The organism is Pseudoxanthomonas sp. LjRoot125, assembly GCF_964252705.1.
Taxonomy (GTDB): Bacteria; Pseudomonadota; Gammaproteobacteria; order Xanthomonadales; family Xanthomonadaceae; genus Pseudoxanthomonas_A.
Genome location: NZ_CAXUOY020000001.1, coordinates 1358377 through 1375639 on the forward strand (window position 1 = coordinate 1358377; position 17263 = coordinate 1375639).

Genomic DNA, 17263 nt, shown 5'->3' on the forward strand with positions numbered 1-17263 from the left:
GCGTTACCAGTCGATCTGGCCGGTCACGATGGTGCGCACATGGCCGCCGGACCAGACATCGCCGTTGGCGTCCACGCGCAATTGCAGGCGCGCGTCGTAGCCGACTTCGCGGCCCTGGCTGACGGCGTAGCGTCCGTCGCGGCCGGGCAACGCGTCGCGCGACGCGAGCCAGGCGGCCAGCGTCGCGTTGGCCGCACCTGACGCCGCGTCCTCGAAGGCGGCGGGCGCGCCGACGAAGGCGCGCACGGCCAGGTCGTAGTCGCGGCCCGGTGTCCGCGCATAGGCGCAGACACCCATGCTTTCGGTAGCGCGCGCCAACGCACTGATCGCGTCCCAGTCCGGCGAGGCGCTGCGGAGCGTGGCTTCGTCGCGAACCTCGGCGAGCCACCAACGGCGGCCGCCGTCGACGAGAGCGGGAGGCAGCGCGCCCGGCGTCAGGCCGTCGAGGGCGGCGCCCAGCAGGCGGTCGCCCGAGGGATCGCCTTCCTTCACCACCGTCGCGCGTGGCGTGCGCACGGCGATCGTGCGGTCCGCACCGTCGCCATCGACACGCAACGGCAACACGCCCACGACGCCTTCCTGCATCAGCAGGCCATCGACCGGCGCGGCCAGGCCCGCCTCCAGCACCACGTGCGCGGTGCCGACGCTGGGATGGCCGGCGAAGGGCACTTCGCGGCGTGGACTGAACATGCGCACGGCGTAACTCGCGCCCGGTTGGGTAGGCGCGAACACGAACGTCGTTTCGGGCAGGCGCGTCCAGCGGGCGATGGCCTGCATGGCGGCATCGTCGAGGCCGGCGGCATCGAGAACGACGGCCAGCGGATTGCCCGCGCCGGGGCGGTCGGCGAACACGTCCAACTGGACGTAGCGGCGGAGGGTCATGGGGGCGTTGTCGCGTGGGGGCCGCGCAGCTTACCAAGTCACCTGGCCGTCGATGACCGATTGCACCTGGCCGCCGATCCAGACCTCGCCTTCGTCATCCACCTGCAAGTGGACGCGGCCATCGCGACCGAGTTCGCGGCCCTGGCTGGCCAGATAGCGGCCCGCAGTGCCGGGCAACGCGCCCGCGGCACTCAGCGCGGCCGCGATGCAGGCGTTGACGCTGCCGGTGACCGGATCTTCCGGGATGTTGTCGGCGGGGCAGAACGCGCGTACCGCCAGATCATGGTCGTCGTGCGCGCCGGCGCGGCCGAAGACGGCCAGCCCGACCGCGCCCGCGGCCTGTGTCAGCGCGGCAATCGCCGGCAGGTCCGGCTGCAGGGCGCGCACGGCGGCCGCGTCGCGCAGTTCCACCAGCCACCAGGCCGGGCCGTTGTTCCAGAGCGCGGCGGGCAGGCCCGCCGCAGGCAAGTGAGCGAGCACGGCATCGCGCTCGGGCAGGGCGGCAGCGACCTCCACGGGGTGCGCCCGCGGCGCACGCAGGCGGATCGCCCGTTGCGCGCCGTCGCCCTCCACCCGCACGGGAAGCAGGCCCGCCGCGCATTCCTGCACCAGCCTCGCGGAGGCGGGCACCAGGCCGGCGTGCAGCGCGACCCATGCCGCGCCCACGCTGGGATGGCCGGCGAACGGCAGCTCCTGGCGCGGGGTGAAGATGCGGATGCGGTAGCTGGCGTCGGGTGTGGTCGGGGGCAGGAAGAAGATCGTCTCCGACAGGTTGGTCCAGGCGGCGAACGCCTGCATGCGCGCCGTGCCCCATCCACCGGCGTCCAGTACGACGCCCAGCGGATTGCCCGCGCCGGGGCGGTCGGCGAAGACGTCGACCTGCAAGTAGCGATGGGAGGTTCGTTGCATGCGGTACGGTCCGGTCGCGCGCGGGGGCTTCGGCTAGAATCGACGGTTCACGCCCGAAGGGTTCGGGCATCCCTCCCCATTCTATCCATGCCCTCTGCCACCCCCGCGTCTGATCGTTGGATCGTCCTCAAGTTCGGCGGCACCTCGGTGTCGCGTCGCCATCGCTGGAACACGATCGGCAAACTGGCGAAACAGCGGGCGGACGAACAGGGCGCGCGCGTGCTGGTCGTGGTGTCGGCGTTGTCCGGCGTCACCAACGAGCTGACCGCCATCGCCGACGGCGCGGCCGACAGCGCAGAACGCGTGGCGAAACTGGAACAGCGCCATCGCGAATTCCTCACGGAACTGGAGTTGGACGCCGATGCCGTGCTCGGCGACCGCCTGGCGGCGCTGCGCAACCTGCTGACCGATCCGCGCGCCGTGAGCCGCGCGCTCGACTGGCAGGCCGAGGTGCTGGGGCAGGGCGAACTGCTGTCGTCCACGCTCGGCGTGGCGTACCTGCGCGCGCAGGGGCTGGATTTCGGCTGGGTCGATGCGCGGCACTGGCTGCAGGCGAACTTCCTGCCGAACCAGAGCCCGTGGGCGCAGCGGCTGTCGGTGTCGTGCAACACCGCGCCGGACCAGGACTGGCGCCAGGCGTTCGCGGGCCAACCGACGACGATGCTGCTGACGCAGGGTTTCATCTCGCGGCATGCGGATGGCGGTACGGCCATCCTCGGCCGCGGCGGCTCGGATACGTCCGCCGCGTATTTCGGTGCGCTGCTCGGTGCGCAGCGCGTGGAAATCTGGACCGACGTGCCCGGCATGTTCAGCGCAAATCCGCGCGAAGTGCCCGATGCGCGCCTGCTGACGCGACTGGATTACTACGAAGCGCAGGAAATCGCGACCACCGGCGCGAAGGTGCTGCATCCGCGTTCGATCAAGCCGTGCCGCGATGCCGGCGTGGCAATGGCCATCCTCGATACCGAGCGGCCGGAGTTGCCGGGCACCACCATCGACGGCAACGCCCTGACCGTGCCGGGCGTGAAGGCGATCAGTCGCCGCAACGGCATCGTGCTGGTGTCGATGGAAGGCATCGGCATGTGGCAGCAGGTCGGCTTCCTGGCCGACGTGTTCGCGCGCTTCAAGAAGCATGGCCTTTCGGTGGACCTGATCGGTTCGTCGGAGACCAACGTGACCGTCTCGCTGGACCCCAGCGAGAACCTGGTGAACACCGACGTGCTGGCCGCGCTGTCGGCCGACCTGGCGGAGATCTGCCGGGTGAAGGTGATCGCACCGTGCACGGCCATCACCCTGGTCGGACGCGGCATGCGGTCGCTGCTGCACAAGCTGTCCGATGTGTGGGCGATGTTCGGTCGCGAGCGTGTGCACCTGATCTCGCAGTCGTCCAACGACCTCAACCTGACCTTCGTGATCGACGAGGCTGATGCCGACGGCATGCTGCCGCTGCTGCACGAGGCGCTGATCGACAGCGGCGCCATGCCCGTCGAGGAGGCCAGCGTGTTCGGCCCCAGCTGGCGCGAGATCAACGGCGCGGTCCGCCATCGTGGCGTGCGCTGGTGGAGTGCGCCCGCCGCGCGCGAACGGCTGCTGTCGCTGGCGCAGGCCGGCACGCCGCGCTACGTCTACAACCTGGACATCGTCCGCGCCCGTGCCCGTGCGCTGGCTGCGATCACGGCCGTCGATCATCGTTTCTTCGCGATCAAGGCCAATTCGCACCCGGCCATCCTGCGGGCGCTGGTGGAAGAAGGGTTCGGCCTGGAGTGCGTGTCGCGCGGCGAGCTGGAGCGCGTGTTCGATATCGTGCCGGCGCTGCCGATGGAGCGCGTGCTGTTCACGCCGAGCTTCGCGCCGCGCGAGGAGTACGCATTCGCGCTGGAACGCGGCATCAACGTCACCCTCGACAATGTCGAGACGCTGCATCAGTGGCCCGAGATCTTCCGCGGTCGCCGCCTGTGGCTGCGCGTGGACCTGGGGCGCGGCGACGGCCATCACGACAAGGTGAAGACCGGCGGCAAGACGTCCAAGTTCGGCTTGCCGCTGGCCAAGCTGGAGGCCTTCCTCGCAGCGGCCCGCGCGATCGACGTGCGCGTCGTCGGCCTGCATGCGCACCTGGGCAGCGGCGTGGAAAGCGCACAGCACTGGAACCAGATCGCCGATGAGCTCGGCGGGCTGGCCGACCAGATCGGCACCATCGAGACGATCGACATCGGCGGTGGCCTGCCGATTCCCTATGCCGAGGGCGACGAGCCGTTCGACCTCGCTGCCTGGGGCGAGGGCCTGGCCGCGATCAAGGCCGCTTATCCGGCGTACCAGCTGGTGATCGAACCCGGTCGCTTCTTGGTGGCCGAGTCGGGCGCGCTGCTGGCGAACGTGACCCAGGTGGTCGAGAAGCTGGGCATCCGCCGCGTGGGCAGCGACGCGGGCATGCATACGCTGATCCGCCCGGCGCTGTACGACGCGTGGCACGACGTGGCCAACCTGTCGCGACTGGACGATGCAGCGCAGGAGCCGTTCGATGTGGTCGGGCCGATCTGCGAGTCCAGCGACATCTTCGGCAAGCGCCGCAAGCTCGCGTCCGCGACCGCGGAAGGCGACGTGCTGCTGTTCTCCGATGCCGGCGCGTACGGGTTCGTGATGGCGAGCCACTACAACCTGCGGGGTTTGCCTGCGGAAGACGTCATCGAGGTCGGCGATGCCGATCCGGGTTAAGGCCGCCGCACGCGCTTTCTGTTCAACCGGCCATCGACGGCCGATCGCTCTTTCCTTGGATCACGCATGACGACGTTCGATAAATCCAGCATCCGCACCTTCCGTTTCGTCCGCTGTTCCTTCGATGCGGAGACCGGTGTCGCGCGGTTGGTGTACGCCTTCGATGACGGTCCGGAGCTGACCGAGACCGTGACCGTTCCGGGCGCGCCGTTCGCGCTGGACGCCACGCGTGCGCAGGCGGTCGAACAGGCCGTGCGCCTGCTGCACCTGATCACCGGCGTGAGCTATTACAAGGCGGCCGTTCCGAACGAGATCCGCATCGACGGCTACGCGATCGACGCGGCCACCGCCGTGCTGATGGAGCAGGTGTACGTGCACGGCCTGGGCGAGTTCGCCTACCGGAACGGCTTGAGCCTGCATGGTCGCGTGCGCTTCCCGGTCGGCGCCCAGGCGCCGTCGGCCGTGCCGTCGGCGGGGCTGCGCGAGCACGCGCTGGTCGCCATCGGCGGCGGCAAGGACTCGCTGGTCAGCATCGAGGCCCTGCGTGGCGCGGGTATCGAGCAGACCGTCACCTGGATCGGCGGTTCGCAGCTGATCGCGGCCTGCGCGGCGCGCACGGGCCTGTCGACGCTCAACATCGGCCGCGCGCTGGCGCCGGAACTGTTCGAATACAACCGCCAGGGCGCGTGGAACGGACACATCCCGGTCACCGCGATCAACTCGGCGATCATGGTGCTGGCGGCGCTGCTGCACGGCGTGGACCAGGTGGTGTTCTCGAACGAGCGCTCGGCCAGCTACGGCAGCATGATCCCGGGCACCGGCGAGGTGAACCACCAGTGGTCGAAGGGCTGGGCGTTCGAGAGCGCGTTCGGCGCGCACGTGCAGTCGCACGTGGCCGCCGACCTGCAGTACTACTCGCTGCTGCGTCCGTTGTCGGAGCTCGCGGTGGCGCGGCAGTTCGCCCGCACCGACCATTACGACGCGCATTTCTCAAGCTGCAACCGCAATTTCCATCTGCTCGGCGAGCGCCCCACCAACCGTTGGTGCGGGGTGTGTCCGAAGTGCCACTTCGTGTTCCTCGCGCTGGCGCCGTTCATGCCCAAGCCGCGCCTGGTCGGCATCTTCGGCCGCAACCTGCTGGATGACGCCAACCAGACCGGCGGCTTCGACGCGTTGCTGGAGTACCAGGACCACAAGCCGTTCGAGTGCGTCGGCGAAGGCCAGGAGTCGCGCGCCGCGATGGCGACGCTGGGCGACCGGCCGGAGTGGCGCGAGGACGTGATCGTCGCGCGCTTCAACCGCGAGATCCGCCCGCAACTCGATGCATCGGAACTGGTCGTGGCACCGTTGCTCGAGATCGGCGGCGATCACCGCATCCCCGCCGCGCTGTGGGAGCGCCTGCGTGCGAATTTCGCAGCTTGAGGGACGGCGTGTTGCGCTATGGGGTTGGGGGCGCGAAGGTCGCGCCGCCCATCACGTGGTGCGCGCGCGGCTTCCCTCGCTGCCGCTGACGCTGTTCTGCAACGCGCAGGAAGCCGCAGAGGCCGCGGCGCTGGGCGATCCGCTGCTCTCGATGGAAACCGAGGCGACCGCCGAACGCCTGTCGGCGTTCGAGATCGTCATCAAGTCGCCCGGGATCAGCCCGAACACGCCCGCCGCGGTGGCTGCGGCGGGCGCCGGTACGCGTTTCATCGGCGGCACCGGCCTGTGGTTCGGCGAACACGCGGGCACCGACGGCGTGGTCGCGCATACGTTCTGCGTCACCGGTACCAAGGGCAAGAGCACCACTACCTCGCTGCTGGCGCATCTGCTGCGTGCGGCAGGCAGACGCACGGTGCTGGCCGGGAATATCGGCCTGCCGATGCTCGAAGTGCTGGATCCGCAGCCGGTGCCGGACGAGTGGGCCATCGAGCTGTCCAGCTACCAGACCGGCGATGTCGCCGACAGCGGCGCACGCCCGGACGTGGCGATCGTACTGAACCTGTTTCCCGAGCACCTGGACTGGCACGGCAGCGAAGCGCGCTACATCGAAGACAAGCTGAAGCTCGTCACCGGCGCGCACCCGCGCATCGCCGTGCTCAATGCCGCCGATCCGCGCCTGGCTGCGCTGGAGCTGCCGCGCAGTGACGTGCGCTGGTTCAATCATGCCGAGGGCTGGCACCTGCGCGAGGACGACCTGTATCGCGGCGACGTGTTCGTCATGGACACCCGCCCGCTGCCGCTGCCGGGGCGCCACAACCGCAGCAACCTGTGCGCCGTGCTGACCGCGCTGGAAGCGCGGGGCATCGATGCGCTGCCGCTGGCGGCGCATGCGCAGTCGTTCCGTCCGTTGCCCAACCGCCTGCAGGCGATGGGTACGCGCGACGGCATCACCTGGGTCAACGATTCGATCAGCACCACGCCGCATGCCACGCTCGCTGCGCTGGAGTGCTTCGCCGGCCGGCGCATCGCGCTGTTGGTGGGCGGGCACGACCGTGGGGTGGACTGGTCCGATTTCGCTTCGCACATGCGCCAAGACGCGCCGGCCACCATCATCACGATGGGCGCCAACGGCCCGCGTATCCACGCCTTGCTGGCGCCCGTGGCAAGCGAGGCGGGGTTCAGGCTGATCGGCGTGGAGACGTTGCCGCAGGCGATCGCCGCCGCACGCGAGGCGCTGGGCGATGAGGGCGTGGTGTTGCTGTCGCCTGGTGCGCCCAGCTTCGGTCAGTACCGCGACTACGTGGCGCGCGGCAGGCACTTCGCGGAACTCGCCGGATTCGACCCGGATGCGATCACGTCGATTCCCGGCCTGGGTGCCGGCTAAGGCAGCACGCCTCGTCAGATCGCGTGAACACGGCGGGCGTAAACTCGCGGGCTATCCCCAAGGAGGTCGCGCGATGCGCCGCATGTTGCTCTTGCCCTGCCTGCTGTCCCTGCTGTGGTCGCCCGCACTGCTGGCGGCGCCCGTCGCCAAGCCGGTGGAATGGAAGATCGGCGGTGATACGTTCGCCGGTGTGCTCGTCTACGACGATGCCGTGAAGAAGCCGCGCCCCGGCCTGGTGATGGTGCCCAACTGGAAAGGCGTGAACGCGTCCGCGATCGAGAAAGCGCACCTGGTCGCCGGCGACGACTACGTGGTGCTGGTGGCCGATGTCTACGGCAAGGGTATCCGCCCGAAGACCGATGCAGAGGCCGGACCGGTGGCCACCGCGATGCGCGCGGACCGGCCGAAACTGCGCGCCCGCGTGCAGAAGGCGGTCGAGGTGCTGAAGCAGCAACCCGGAACGCTGGTCGACGCGACCCGCATCGGCGCATTCGGCTATTGCTTCGGTGGCAGCACGGTGCTGGAACTCGTCCGTGCGGGCGATGCGTTGTCCGGCGTGGTCAGCCTGCACGGTGGGCTCGCCACCGACCTGCCGGCGGCCGGCCCGGTGAAGTCACCGGTGCTGGTGCTCAACGGCGGCGACGACACCTATGTGTCCGCGGCGGAGATCACCGCATTCCAGGACGAGATGCGCAAGGCCGGCGCCGACTGGCAATTCGTCAGCTTCGGCGGTGCGGTGCACTGTTTCGCCGAATCCGATGCGCAGAATCCGCCGGGTTGCGTGTATCACGCGCCGTCGGCAAAGCGCGCCTACCGGATGATGGCGGACTTCTTCCAGGACGTATTCGCCCGCTGAGCGGGCGCGGGCGCGCTCAGTGCCCGCGTTCGACCGCGTAGCGCGCCAGGCCGCGGAGTGCGGCCAGCGCATCGGAGGCTGGCAGGTCGTCGAGGGCCTGTTCGGCCAGCGTCGCGTAGTGGTGCGCGCGCTCGCGGCTGTACTCCAGCCCGCCGGTCGCACGGATCGCCGCCAGCACCTCGGGCATCGCATCTGCTTCGCCGGCCTGCACGATGGCGCGCAGGCGGTCCGCGGTGGCGGCATCCGAGTGGCGGATGGCATGGATCAGCGGCAGGGTCGCCTTGCCCTCGGCCAGGTCATCGCCCAGGTTCTTGCCCAGCGCCTCGGCATCGGCGGTGTAGTCAAGCACGTCGTCGGCAATCTGGAAGGCATAGCCCAAGGCCATGCCGTAGTCGTAGAGGCGACGTTGCGTGGCGGCGTCGGCGCCAGACGCCAGTGCGCCAAGCTGCGTGCCCGCCGCGAACAGGACGGCCGTCTTGCGCTCGATCACGCGCAGGTAGGCCGCTTCGTCGGTGTCGGGGTTGTGGACGTGCAGGAGCTGCAGCACTTCGCCTTCGGCGATCCGGTTGGTCGTGTCGGCCAGCAGGCGCATCACGTCCATGCGGTCCAGTTCCACCATCAGCTGGAAACTGCGCGAGTACAGGAAATCGCCGACCAGCACGCTCGGCGCGTTGCCCCACAGGGCATTCGCCGTGCTGCGGCCACGACGCAGGTCCGATTCGTCCACCACGTCGTCGTGCAGCAGGGTGGAGGTGTGGATGAACTCGACGATGGCCGCCAACTGGTGGTGATCCGGCGTGCTCGGCCCGCAGGCCAACCCGGCCAGGACCACCAACATGGGCCGCAGGCGCTTGCCGCCCGCCGAAATGATGTGGTCGGCGATCTGGTTGATCAGGACGACATCGGACGCCAGGCGGGCCCGGATCAGGGCGTCGACCGCTCCCATGTCGGCGCGGGCGAGCGACTGGATGTCGGCCAGGCCGAGCGCGGGGCGGGGGGATTCGACGACGGCCATGGGGACAGGATTCGGGAAGTGGCTGAATTATAGGCGTTACATGGCGGGGATTTCCTACGCAGGACTGCGGCGGCGGCCGACGGTGGGGGCCCGCCGGGTATACTCCACTGGTCTTTGCCCGCGCTCGGCGGGCATCCCTGAACGGATATCGATATGGCCCGCGGCATCAATAAAGTCATCCTGGTCGGCAACCTCGGCAACGATCCCGAAACCCGCTACACCCAGGGCGGCATGGCGATCACCCGCATCAGCCTGGCGACCACCAGCGTGCGCAAGGACAAGGACGGCAACCAGCAGGAGCGCACCGAATGGCACCGCGTGGTGTTCTTCGGCAAGCTCGGCGAGATCGCCGGCGAATACCTGCGCAAGGGCAGCTCGGTGTACGTCGAGGGTTCGCTCCGCTACGACAAGTACACCGGCCAGGACGGTCAGGAGAAGTACTCCACCGACATCATCGCCGACGAGATGCAGATGCTGGGCGGCCGCGAGGGCGGTGGTGGCGGTGGTGCCGGCGGCGGTGATCGCCCGGCCCGCGCACCGCGCCAGGACTACGGCAACCAGGGCGGTGGCCAGTCGCAGCGTCGCCAGGCGCCGGCACCGCAGCAGGCGCCGCCGATGGACGATTTCGCAGACGACGATATTCCGTTCTGATGCGGGCCGTTGCACTGAGATCTGCAATCAAATTGGTTCGACAGGAGCAGTAGCGTGCCGACATGGCTGGTCACCGGTGGAGCCGGCTTCATCGGGGGTAATTTCGTCCTTCGCGCCATCGCGCGCGGCGTCAAAGTCGTCAATCTGGATGCACTGACCTACGCGGGCAACCGGGACACGTTGACATCGATCCACGGCAACCCACTGCATGTCTTTGTCGAAGGCGACATCGGCGATCGTGCGCTCGTAGCGGCGCTGCTGGCCGAACATGCTCCGGATGCGGTGGTGAACTTCGCGGCCGAAAGCCATGTCGACCGTTCGATCGATGGGCCGTCCGCGTTCATCCAGACCAATGTCGTAGGTACGCTCGGGTTGCTGGAATCCGTACGCGATTACTGGAAAGGCCTCGAAGGCGCTTCGCGCGACCAGTTCCGCTTCCTGCACGTGTCTACCGATGAGGTCTATGGCTCGCTAGGCGACACTGGCAAGTTCACAGAGACGACGCCCTACGCACCGAACTCGCCCTACTCCGCGTCAAAGGCAGCGTCCGATCATCTTGTGCGCGCCTTCCATCACACGTATGGCTTGCCCGTGCTGACGACCAATTGTTCCAACAATTACGGTCCGTACCATTTTCCCGAGAAGCTCATCCCGCTGATCATCGCGCGAGCGCTTGCAGGCGAGCCGCTGCCTGTGTACGGCGACGGCAAGAATGTGCGTGACTGGTTGTTCGTGGGCGACCACTGCCAGGCGATCCGCACCGTCCTGGAGAAAGGGCGGATTGGCGAGACGTACAACGTCGGTGGCAATGCCGAGAAGCAGAACCTGGAAGTCGTGCACACGATCTGCGCGCTGCTGGACACGCGGGTGCCGCGTGCAGATGGTCAGCCGCGCAGTAACCAGATCGCGTTCGTGGCGGATCGCCCCGGTCACGACCGTCGGTATGCCATCGATGCCTCCAAGCTGCGCGATGAATTGGGCTGGGAGCCGGAGTACACGTTCGAGCAGGGTATCGCGGAAACAGTGGACTGGTATCTCGCCAACCAGGACTGGGTGAAGCGCGTGCTGGACGGCAGTTACCGTCTTGAACGTATCGGCACGACTGCGTGAGGGGATCGCGATGACACAACGGAAGGGCATCATCCTCGCAGGCGGTTCGGGTACGCGGCTCTATCCGCTGACGCAGGCGATCAGCAAACAACTACTGCCGGTCTACGACAAGCCGATGATCTACTACCCGCTCAGTGTGCTGATGCTGGCGGGAATCCGTGAAGTGCTGGTGATCAACACGCCGCACGAACAAGCCTTGTTCAAGGCGTTGCTGGGTGATGGATCACAGTGGGGGATGGATATCCAGTACGCCGTACAGCCGAGTCCAGATGGCTTGGCGCAGGCCTACCTGATCGGCAAGGAGTTCGTCGGCGGGAAGCCGAGCTGCCTCGTGCTGGGCGACAACATTTTCTACGGACACGGCTTCACCGACATGCTTCGACGCGCGGATGCACGTGACGATGGTGCGACGGTGTTCGGTTATTGGGTCAATGATCCCGAACGCTATGGCGTGGCCGAATTCGACAACGACGGGCGCGTCGTAGGTATCGAGGAGAAGCCGGCCAAACCGCGTTCCAATTACGCGGTCACCGGCCTCTACTTCTACGACGGTCTGGCTAGCGAGTATGCGGCCGAGCTCAAGCCCTCGCCGCGAGGAGAACTTGAGATCACCGACTTGAATCGCCGCTATCTTGACGCAGGCACGCTGCATTTGGAGGCGCTCAGTCGGGGTCACGCATGGTTGGATACCGGGACACACCAATCGTTGCTTGAGGCCTCGAACTTCATCGGGACCATCGAGGCGCGTCAGGGCTTGCGAGTTTGTTGCCCCGAGGAGATCGCGTTCGGCAACGGATGGATCGATGGGGCCCAGGTGGAAAAGCTCGCGGCGCCTTTGGCGAAGAGCGGTTATGGCCAGTATCTGCTGTCGCTGACCGCGCGTCGGATACTGCGATGAAGATCATTCCGACAGCCTTGCCTGACTGTGTCGTTATTGAGCCGGCTGTCTTTGGGGATGAGCGGGGCTTCTTTCTTGAGACATGGAACGCCGATCGCTTCGTGGAGCGAGGTCTGAGCGCAGCCTTTGTTCAAAGCAATGTGTCGCGCTCTTCGCAGGGTGTTCTGCGTGGCTTGCACTACCAATGGCCGGGGCCCCAGGGAAAGCTGGTGAGTGTGCTGGATGGCGCAGTTTACGACGTAGCGGTCGATATCCGACGCGGCTCTCCTACTTTCGGGCAGTGGACCTCCGCACTGCTGAGCGCTGACAATAAGCGTCAGATGTGGATCCCCGAGGGCTTCGCACACGGATTCGCGGTAGTGTCAGAGACTGCGCTCCTGAGTTACTTGTGTACCGCCGTCTACGACAGGGCCGCCGATGCGGCCGTGCGTTGGGACGACCCTGCGATTGGCATCGATTGGCCGATCAGCGAGCCGCAACTTTCGGCGAAGGACGCAGCCGCGCCCTTGTTGGCCGATGTCGCGCCGGAGCGACTCCCCGTCTACGCGCCATGACGATCCTGCTGCTCGGCGCCAATGGCCAGGTAGGCCACGAATTGCGGCGGAGCCTGGCATCGTTGGGCGATCTCGTCGCTACCACACGGTCTGGCGAATTGGCCGATGGCACGCGGTGCGAGATCGCCGATTTTGATCGGCCTGGCAGCCTCGCTGATCTTGTCGAGCGCGTGGCGCCGAGCGCGATCGTCAATGCCGCCGCCTATACGGCGGTGGACAAGGCGGAGGACGACGCCGATGCGGCCTTTCGCGCCAATGCCGAAGCGCCGGATGTGCTCGCACGCGCATGTGCCGCGAGGGGCATCCCGTTCGTGCATTATTCGACCGACTACGTCTTCGATGGCCGGGGCACGCAGCCGTACCGCGAGGATGACCCCACCGCGCCCTTGGGCGTTTATGGCGCCAGCAAGCTTGCCGGCGAGGACGCGATCCGGTCGGCCGGCGGTCGCCATCTGATCCTGCGCACCGCGTGGGTGTATGGCAACCACGGCCATAACTTCATGAAGACGATGCTGCGGCTTGGCGCCGATCGGGACGAGGTGCGCGTTGTCGCCGACCAGGTGGGTACGCCCACGCCGGCGGCATTGATCGCGGACGTGACGGCCGAACTGCTGCGCAAGCAGGACGCGCCATCGGGGACATTCCACCTGACGCCTCGTGGCGAAACGAGTTGGCACGGTTTCGCGGAAGCCATCTTCGAAGAAGCCGCGGCACGCGGGCTAATCGCGCGCGCCCCCAAGGCGCTCCCCATCGCGACGTCGGACTACCCCACACGTGCCCGTCGCCCGGGCTACTCCCGCCTGGACATCGGCAAGCTGGAAGGCGTGCTTGGACATTCGCTTCCCGAGTGGCGTGCCGGCTTGCGGCAGGTGCTTGGCGCCTGATCGATCCGGGCGCCCAACGGCGGGCGTTGCTGCAGGCGAACATTGAACGCAGGCACGCGCTGTGGAACGATGGCGATACCGCAACGCTTGGGGAAGCGAGATGGGGAACTGGACTCGCCCGGTCGCAACGACCGTGCTGATGGGGATAGGCATCGCATTCGCATCAGCGGACTTGGCCGCTCAGCCAGCCGCGTCGGTAGATGTCGGCGCATTCATTCGCAAGGATGCGTTCACCGACATCAAGTTGTCGCCGGATGGCAAGTACCTTGCCGCGACAGTGCAGCAAGAGGACAGGACCGCGCTGGTGGTACTGGATCGGCAGGAGATCCGTATCACCGGCTCGATGTCCCTGGGGCGGCACAACCACGTTGCGGATTTCTGGTGGGTAAACCCCGAGCGCGTCTTGTTCTCCGTAGCGCAGAAATTCGGTGCATTGGACTTGCCGCAAGCGACGGGCGAGTTGTTTGCCTTGAGTGCGGACGGTTCCAACAAGCAGAACCTGTTGGGGTACCGAGTGGAGGGCGCTGGACCGGGTACGCGTATCCAGCAGAAGAAGGTAGAGGCTGCAGCCGGGTATCTGGTGGATACGTTGCCGGAAGACGATCGCAACGTCATCGTGATGGTGCGGCCATTCGGAGACCTGACCTACACCCGCGCCGAAAGGATGGATGTCTACACGGGGCGTCGCGTCTTGTTGGCCCGCTCGCCTGTACCGGAAGGCGAGTTCGTCAGCGATGGCACGGGCACGGTGCGATTCGCTTACGGCATCACGTCGGAGAACGTCAATCGCCTGTACTACCGCGGGGGCGAGGGACAGGAATGGGATCTGATCAACGATGAACGCATGTCGCAGCGCATCGAGGTACCCATCGGTTTCAGCGGCGACCAGAAGACCGCCTATCTAAGGGTCGAGCAGGCGCAAGGATCGGATGCCGTCGTGGCGCTCGATGTCGCCAGTGGCGAGCGGACCGAGAGGCTGCGCAATCCGAACGTGGATCCTGCCGCCATCCTGCTGTCGCGACGGCAAGGGCGTCCCGATGGGCGCGGTGTACTTTGACGGAAAACCGACATTCGCCCTGCTGGACAAGGAGCATGCCGACGGAAAGCTCCTCCGCAGTCTGCAAGAGGCATTTCCGGGCGATCTGGTCGAGATCACCTCGATGACGCGCGACGGCGGTCTGGCGTTGGTCGAAGTCTCATCGGACGTCAATCCGGGCGACTTCTACGTGTTCGACGTGCCGGCGAAGAAAATGAACTACCTGCTCAGCCGTCGCGAGTGGGTGGATCCGGAGCAACTTGCGCCCATGGCGCCGATCCAGCTCAAGGCACGGGATGGACTGGTACTGCATGGCTACCTGACCGTGCCCAAGGGCAGCTCAGGCAAGGGCCTCCCCTTGATCATCCATCCGCATGGCGGTCCTTACGGCGTCAGGGACGCGTGGGGTTTCAACAGCGAAGTCCAGTTGCTGGCATCCGCCGGGTATGCGGTGCTGCAGGTCAACTATCGAGGCTCCGGAGGGTACGGTCGCAATTTCCAGCAGGTGGGCGCGCGCCAATGGGGCGGCACCATGCAGGACGACCTGACGGACGCGACCCGATGGGCGATCAAGGAAGGCATCGCCGATCCGGGCAGGATCTGCATCTACGGTGCAAGTTACGGCGCGTATGCGGCACTGACGGGTGTCGCGAAGGAGGCCGGTCTCTACCGCTGCGCCGCCGGCAACGTCGGTGTCTATGACCTGCCGATGATGCAGCAACAGGATGCCAGCGACAGCCGCACGCTGGGACGGTGGTCGCATGACTGGGTGGGTGAGCGATCGTCGTTGGCGGCCGTGTCGCCGGTCAACATGGCGAACGCGATCAAGGTGCCCGTATTCCTGGCCGCAGGTGGCGAAGACGAAGTGGCGCCCGTCGAACACACCGAGATCATGGAGCGCAAGCTGAAGGCGGCAGGCGTGCCGGTGGAAGCGGTCTACTACCGCACCGAAGGTCACGGCTACTACAAGGAAGAAAACCAGCGCGACTACTACACGAAGCTGCTGGCGTTCTTCAGCCGCCATCTCGGTGGCGCAACGGCAAAGTAGGACATCCTGTACGGGCGGCCATCTGCCGCCCGTACGATCGCAAGGCCGCTCAGTCCGTCGTGCGCATCGCCCGCCGCAACCACGGCGAGGCCAGCAAAGCGATCACGGCGCATCCCAGTCCGATCCACATCATCAGCCAGAACAGGTCGGCGAAGCCGGTGGCCGCGTGCGCGATATCGAGTGCGCCATCGTTCGGAATATCCATCGCTGCAAGTTTGCCGAACTGCGCGGCAAGCGTTTCCGAGAATGCAGTGGCCAACAGCCACATGCCCATCATCGAGCTCACCACGCGCGGCACCGAAAGTTCGGTGACGGCGGCCAGGCTCACCGGGGCCAGGCACATCTCGCCGATCTCGAGCAACAGGTAGGCCAGCACCAGCCACCACACGCTCGCGACCACGCCAGTGTTGCCCACCTGTTGCGCCGCGAGCGCCAGCGGGATGAAGGACAGACCGCCGAACAACAGGCCCAGCGCGCCTTTCACCGGCTTGGACGGATCGAGGCCGCGTCGTCCCAGCGTGGCCCACAGCCACGCGAACACGGGCGCCAGCACCACCAGGAACATCGCGCCCAGGTAGGTCAGCGAGCCGGCGGTCTGCGGCAGCACCAATGAATCACGCAGCACCAGCACCACCATCAGCGCAGCCGTGCCGAGGAACAGTGCGCGCGGCGGCCCGGGGCGCGTGCTCCGCTCCGACCAGCGCGACGCGATCACGAACGACAGCGGCATCGCCACCAGCGCCCAGGTGGACCACGGCGCGCTGCCGAGGAAGAGCGCGATGTTCGCGGCGAGGCTGTCCGACCAGACCACCACCGATGCCGGCTGTACCAATGACGGGAACAGGTCTTTCGTCAGCATCCTGTCGGTGAACATCACCCACGAGCCGTACGTTTGCTCGTACAGGGTGAAGAACACCAGGCACATGAAGATCAGCGCCATCAGCGCCAGCATCTGGCGACGCTGCACCGGCGTGCATTGCGTGGTGATGAACCAGAGGAACCACGCCAGCACCGTGGCCAGCACCAGCAGCATCAACGCGAGTGCGAGCGAGAATTCGCCGCCCAGCGCGAACGCACCGTTGGCCGCCGCCCACATCAGCCAGGCCACGGGCAACACACCCAGTGCCGCGCCGGCGTAGATCAGCCATTCCCGGGGGATACCCAACATCGGTGCACGGAGCACCGTGGGCGAGGGTGGTTCGGCGTGGCCGTGCAGGTAGCGCTGGCCCCAGAGGAACATCGCCAGGCCCAGTAGCATGCCGATGCCGGCCGCGCCGAAACCGTACTTCCAGCCCAGCGTCTCGCCGAGATAACCGCACACCAGCGAGGCGAGCAGGGCACCGAGGTTGATGCCGGCGTAAAAAAGGCTGAAGCCGCCATCACGGCGCGGGTCGCCGGCCGGATACAGCCGGCCGACGATGCCGGTGATGTTGGGCTTCAGGAAGCCCACGCCCATGACGATCAGCGCGAGCGACAGGTACATCGTGCGCAGCGCGCCTTCATCGCGCGTGACCACGCCAGCGTCCATGGTCGCCGCCGCGCCTTCGAGCGCCATGCCGGCATGGCCGGCCACCAGCAGCAATCCGCCGAAGACCACCGCCTTGCGCATGCCCAGCCAGCGGTCGGCCAGTACGCCGCCGATCACCGGCACGCAGTAGACCAGTCCTCCGTAGGCCCCGATCAGGTCGTAGCCCGCGCCGTCGGCGAACAGGTGGTACTTGGTCAGGTACAGCAGCAGCAGCGCTTTCATCCCGTAGAAGGAGAAACGCTCCCACATCTCGGTGAAGAAGCAGACGTAGACCCCCTTGGGGTGGCCCAGGAAGTCGTCGCGGCCGGCGGCCGCGGGGGCGAGGGGGGGCAAGGGCCGCTCCGGCGGGGATTCCGCGGCGAGTATAGCGATGG

At 67.0% G+C, this 17263-nt stretch carries 13 protein-coding genes and 1 pseudogene; 10 read left to right on the top strand and 4 right to left on the bottom strand.

Annotated elements, in window-relative coordinates; all coding sequences use genetic code 11:
• Positions 1 to 3 precede the first annotated feature (3 nt).
• Together ACSION_RS06205 and ACSION_RS06210 are read right to left on the bottom strand one after the other, a co-directional pair.
• Positions 4 to 882 (bottom strand): PhzF family phenazine biosynthesis protein, encoded by an 879-nt coding sequence (locus ACSION_RS06205; RefSeq protein ID WP_435305302.1) that lies wholly within the window; start codon positions 880 to 882, stop codon positions 4 to 6.
• 30 nt (positions 883 to 912) lie between these two features.
• Positions 913 to 1791: a PhzF family phenazine biosynthesis protein gene (locus tag ACSION_RS06210; protein ID WP_435305303.1), complete on the bottom strand. Its 879-nt coding sequence runs from the start codon at positions 1789 to 1791 to the stop codon at positions 913 to 915.
• Positions 1792 to 1878: 87 nt separating this feature from the next.
• Here ACSION_RS06210 and ACSION_RS06215 point away from each other — a divergent pair, with 87 nt between their 5' ends.
• The 4 genes from ACSION_RS06215 to ACSION_RS06230 all read left to right on the top strand — a co-directional run bounded on the left by ACSION_RS06215 (position 1879) and on the right by ACSION_RS06230 (position 8165).
• Positions 1879 to 4503: a bifunctional aspartate kinase/diaminopimelate decarboxylase gene (locus tag ACSION_RS06215; protein ID WP_435305304.1), complete on the top strand. Its 2625-nt coding sequence runs from the start codon at positions 1879 to 1881 to the stop codon at positions 4501 to 4503.
• 66 nt (positions 4504 to 4569) lie between these two features.
• Complete coding sequence (murL, locus tag ACSION_RS06220; protein ID WP_435305305.1) at positions 4570 to 5925, top strand: UDP-N-acetyl-alpha-D-muramoyl-L-alanyl-L-glutamate epimerase; 1356 nt, start codon at positions 4570 to 4572, stop codon at positions 5923 to 5925.
• A complete protein-coding gene (gene murD, locus ACSION_RS06225; RefSeq protein ID WP_435305306.1) occupies positions 5906 to 7309 on the top strand; it encodes a UDP-N-acetylmuramoyl-L-alanine--D-glutamate ligase in 1404 nt (467 codons plus the stop codon). The genes murL and murD overlap by 20 nt, the downstream gene beginning before the upstream one ends.
• Positions 7310 to 7382: 73 nt before the next feature.
• Entirely contained in the window at positions 7383 to 8165 is a 783-nt protein-coding gene (locus tag ACSION_RS06230) for a dienelactone hydrolase family protein (RefSeq protein ID WP_435305307.1), read from the top strand.
• Between the two features lie 16 nt (positions 8166 to 8181).
• Here the strand turns inward: ACSION_RS06230 and ACSION_RS06235 are convergent, their stop codons facing one another.
• Positions 8182 to 9180 carry a polyprenyl synthetase family protein gene (locus ACSION_RS06235; RefSeq protein ID WP_435305308.1) on the bottom strand — a complete coding sequence of 333 codons (999 nt, stop codon included), beginning with the start codon at positions 9178 to 9180 and terminating at the stop codon, positions 8182 to 8184.
• Between the two features lie 153 nt (positions 9181 to 9333).
• On the opposite strand from ACSION_RS06235, the gene ssb reads away from it, so the two are divergent.
• From ssb to ACSION_RS06265, 6 genes and pseudogenes are all read left to right on the top strand, one after another.
• Positions 9334 to 9831 carry a single-stranded DNA-binding protein gene (ssb, locus tag ACSION_RS06240; protein ID WP_435305309.1) on the top strand — a complete coding sequence of 166 codons (498 nt, stop codon included), beginning with the start codon at positions 9334 to 9336 and terminating at the stop codon, positions 9829 to 9831.
• Positions 9832 to 9885: 54 nt separating this feature from the next.
• Positions 9886 to 10941, top strand: coding sequence for a dTDP-glucose 4,6-dehydratase (rfbB, locus tag ACSION_RS06245; protein WP_435305310.1), 1056 nt, complete (start codon positions 9886 to 9888; stop codon positions 10939 to 10941).
• A gap of 10 nt (positions 10942 to 10951) precedes the next feature.
• A complete protein-coding gene (gene rfbA, locus ACSION_RS06250) occupies positions 10952 to 11839 on the top strand; it encodes a glucose-1-phosphate thymidylyltransferase RfbA (protein ID WP_435305311.1) in 888 nt (295 codons plus the stop codon).
• A complete protein-coding gene (gene rfbC / locus ACSION_RS06255) occupies positions 11836 to 12393 on the top strand; it encodes a dTDP-4-dehydrorhamnose 3,5-epimerase (RefSeq protein WP_435305312.1) in 558 nt (185 codons plus the stop codon). The genes rfbA and rfbC overlap by 4 nt, the downstream gene beginning before the upstream one ends.
• Positions 12390 to 13277 carry a dTDP-4-dehydrorhamnose reductase gene (gene rfbD / locus ACSION_RS06260; RefSeq protein WP_435305313.1) on the top strand — a complete coding sequence of 296 codons (888 nt, stop codon included), beginning with the start codon at positions 12390 to 12392 and terminating at the stop codon, positions 13275 to 13277. Before rfbC ends, rfbD begins: the two co-directional genes overlap by 4 nt.
• A 100-nt stretch (positions 13278 to 13377) precedes the next feature.
• Positions 13378 to 15361 (top strand): annotated as a pseudogene (locus tag ACSION_RS06265) (alpha/beta hydrolase family protein).
• A gap of 49 nt (positions 15362 to 15410) precedes the next feature.
• Here ACSION_RS06265 and ACSION_RS06270 read toward each other — a convergent pair.
• Positions 15411 to 17222: a peptide MFS transporter gene (locus ACSION_RS06270; protein ID WP_435305314.1), complete on the bottom strand. Its 1812-nt coding sequence runs from the start codon at positions 17220 to 17222 to the stop codon at positions 15411 to 15413.
• Between the last annotated feature and the right edge of the window lie 41 nt (positions 17223 to 17263).